Raw genomic sequence first — 3616 nt, 5'->3', positions numbered from 1 at the left:
GCTTCCTTGACCTTGGCGTTGAAGCCGGACAGGTTACGCACGCCCATCTTCGCCATCAGCTTGTAGCGGCGCTCCATCTCGGCAACGCTCCAGCGCAAGGCGTTGGCGGCGTCCTTCATGTCGGTAACCACCGGGCACAACAGGTGCGGAATGCCTTCGTAGATCGACAGCTCAAGCATTTTCGGGTCGATCATGATCAGCTTGGCGTCTTCCGGGCCGGACTTGAACAGGATCGACAGGATCATCGCGTTCACCCCCACCGACTTACCGGAACCGGTGGTACCGGCTACCAGCAGGTGCGGCATCTTCGCCAGGTCGGTGATGACCGGTTTGCCGCCAATGTCGTGGCCCAGGGCCAGGGTGACCGGCGATTTGAAGTTGTCGTACTCGGGGGTCGACAGCACTTCGGAGAAGCGCACGATCTGCCGGTCTTCGTTGGGAATCTCGATACCCACAGTGGTCTTGCCCGGAATCACCTCGACCACGCGCACACTGGTCACGGCCAGCGAACGCGCCAGGTCTTTCGCCAGGTTGGCGATGCGGCTGACTTTCACGCCTGCAGCGGGCTGGATCTCGTAACGGGTAATCACCGGGCCCGGATGGATCGAGTCCACCGTGACCTCGACCCCGAACTCCTTGAGCTTGATCTCCAGCAAGTGGCCGACCGCTGCCAGGGACTCCGGCGAGTAATTGAGCTGTTTCTTTTCCGCCGGATCGAGAATCGAGATCGGCGGCAAGGTGCCTTCCACGGCGCTGTCGACGAACAACGGCGCCTGTTTCTCTTTCTGCACGCGCTTGCTCGGTTCCGGGGCCTTGGCCGGGGCCGGGGCAATGACCGGCGGCACCTGCTTCTCACGGTCGGACATGTGCTTGCTCAGGGCTTGCTCACGCTCGATCAGGCGTTCCTTGACCTTGGCTTGTTCACGCTTGTCGGTGACCGTCGGCGCCACCACGTCATGTACGCGGTCGTCAACTTCACGCAGTTGCGCGACCAGTTGTTTGCGCTCGGTGCGGGCCGACCACCAGCGGTTGAGCGCGCCCTGGAACAGCTCGAACAAGTCGAGGGTGATCTTGCCGGTGATGTCCATCACCTTGAACCACGACAGGTCGGTGAACACCGTCAGGCCGAACAGGAACAGGGCGATGAACAGCAGCGTGCTGCCCTGAATGTTCAGCGCGTTCTTCGCCAGATCGCCGAGGCTCTCGCCCAATGCGCCACCGGCGCCCGCCGGCAGACCGGTCGGGGCATGGAAATGGATATGCGCCAGTGCCGCGCCGGACAGCACCAGAAACACCAGACCGATCAGGCGCCAGGAGAACAGCCAGCCGCTCCACTGCCACGGTTCGTGACGCTGACGGAAGATCTGATACGCCTTGATCGCCAGCAGCAACGGGAAGATGTACGCGAAATAACCGAGCACCATGAACAGGATGTCGGCGCTGTAGGAACCCGCCGGGCCGCCGAAATTCTGCACGTCGTCGATCTTGCTGTTGTGGCTCCAGCCCGGATCGTCCTTGCCGTAGGTCAGCAAAGCCATCATCAGGAACAGGCACAAGGCACCGATGGCGATCAATGCACCTTCCTTGAGCCGGTAGTGCAACTGTTGGCGCCAGAGCGGAACGACTGTTTTTGGTGCTGCGGTGGATTTCTTCAAAACGCTTCTTTTCCTGCGCCCGAGGCGCGTCCATCTATTGAATGACGATAAAAAACTGCCCAATCCAGGCAGGTGAAAAAGTGAACGGGCACAACTGAGACTACTTTTAACACTGCGCTGCGGCTTTTATAAACACGGTGCGCAGCGAATATTCTGTTACAGCCCGGCATTGTACGGGTTTGTGCGTCTGATGCCATGCTTCAAAGCCCAGCATTGAGCATAGCCAAGCGCACGAAACCTGCGGTTCAATTTGAGCATGCATTGTCTTTTGTGACAAAGGCTTATGAGGTGTATTTGATGAACGCAGCGAAGCATTCACGCCTGATCATTCTCGGCTCCGGTCCGGCCGGCTACAGCGCCGCCGTCTACGCCGCCCGCGCCAACCTCAAACCCGTCGTGATTACCGGATTGCAGGCCGGTGGCCAGCTCACCACCACGGTCGAGGTCGACAACTGGCCCGGCGACGTCGAAGGCCTGACCGGCCCGGTGCTGATGGAGCGCATGCAGAAGCACGCCGAACGCTTTGCCACAGAGATCGTTTACGACCACATCCACACGGCCAAGTTGCAGCAGCGCCCGTTTGAACTCATCGGCGACAGCGGCACTTACACTTGCGACGCACTGATTATCGCCACCGGCGCGTCGGCGCAGTATCTGGGCCTGCCCTCGGAGGAAGCCTTCGCCGGCAAGGGTGTTTCCGCCTGCGCGACCTGTGATGGCTTCTTTTATCGCAATCAGGTGGTGGCGGTGGTCGGTGGCGGCAACACCGCCGTCGAAGAAGCGTTGTACCTCTCCAACATCGCCAAAGAAGTGCACTTGATCCACCGTCGCGACAAGTTGCGCTCGGAGAAAATCCTTCAGGACAAGCTGTTCGACAAAGCCGCCAGCGGTAACGTGCGCCTGCACTGGAACCAGAACCTTGACGAAGTGCTCGGCGACGCCAGCGGCGTGACCGGCGCCCGCCTGCGCGACAGCCACACCGGCGAAACCCGCGAACTGTCGTTGGCGGGCGTGTTCATTGCCATTGGCCACAAACCCAACACCGACCTGTTTCAGGGTCAGTTGCCAATGCGCGATGGCTACCTGGTGATCAAGGGCGGCAGCGAGGGCGATGCCACAGCCACCGCGATCCCCGGCGTGTTTGCCGCAGGCGACGTGGCCGACCACGTCTACCGGCAAGCGGTGACGTCCGCCGGCGCCGGTTGCATGGCTGCGCTCGATGCGGAGAAGTATCTGGACGACATTCCTGTCATTTAACGGCACACTTTATCGCGGGCCACACAGCCCGCACCGCCCTCCCCTTCTGCAAGCCTGGATGCCATGCTGACTTGGTTACAACGCAACTCACTGACTTTTCCGCCACTGGAAAAGGCCATGCGCGAACCCAACGGATTACTCGCCGCCGGCGGCGACCTGTCCGCCGATCGTTTGATTCAGGCTTATCGCCATGGCTGCTTTCCGTGGTTTTCCGAAGGCCAGCCGATTCTCTGGTGGTCGCCGGATCCGCGCACGGTGCTATTTCCCGACGAACTGCATGTCTCGCGCAGTCTCGGCAAATTACTGCGCAAGGCGCGCTATCAGGTGACCTTCGACCAGGATTTTGATGCCGTCATCCGCGCCTGCGCCGCGCCACGGGATTACGCCGATGGCACCTGGATCACGCAAGCCATGCAGGACGCCTACATTGAATTGCACCGCCGCGGCTTCGCCCATTCGGTGGAGGTCTGGGATCAGGGCGAACTGGTCGGTGGCCTGTATGGCCTGGCGATGGGCCAACTGTTTTTCGGCGAATCAATGTTCAGCCGCGCCGACAACGCCTCCAAATATGGCTTTGCCACACTGGTGCGACACTTGAAAGACTCGGGGTTTGTGCTGATCGACTGCCAGATGCCGACCGATCATCTGCACAGCCTCGGCGCACGGGCGATTCCCCGCAGTGAATTCGCGCGCTACCTGGCCAA

At 60.8% G+C, this 3616-nt stretch carries 3 protein-coding genes; 2 read left to right on the top strand and 1 reads right to left on the bottom strand.

All coding sequences use genetic code 11. The features are described from left to right. On the bottom strand, positions 1-1655 hold a 1655-nt coding region (locus tag DBR24_RS20875; protein WP_256591700.1), incomplete at its 3' end, for a DNA translocase FtsK 4TM domain-containing protein. Positions 1656-1952: 297 nt separating this feature from the next. On the opposite strand from DBR24_RS20875, the gene trxB reads away from it, so the two are divergent. Together trxB and aat are read left to right on the top strand one after the other, a co-directional pair. Then, a complete protein-coding gene (gene trxB, locus DBR24_RS20870) occupies positions 1953-2912 on the top strand; it encodes a thioredoxin-disulfide reductase (protein WP_123462484.1) in 960 nt (319 codons plus the stop codon). Between the two features lie 63 nt (positions 2913-2975). Beyond that, the coding region (gene aat, locus DBR24_RS20865) for a leucyl/phenylalanyl-tRNA--protein transferase (RefSeq protein WP_128615704.1) at positions 2976-3616 on the top strand (641 nt) is incomplete at its 3' end.

Source organism: Pseudomonas sp. HMWF006, assembly GCF_003061205.1.
In the GTDB taxonomy this organism is placed as follows: Bacteria; Pseudomonadota; Gammaproteobacteria; order Pseudomonadales; family Pseudomonadaceae; genus Aquipseudomonas; species Aquipseudomonas monsensis.
Note: the sequence above shows the minus strand (reverse complement) of the source record. Positions and strands in the feature narration are given on the sequence as shown.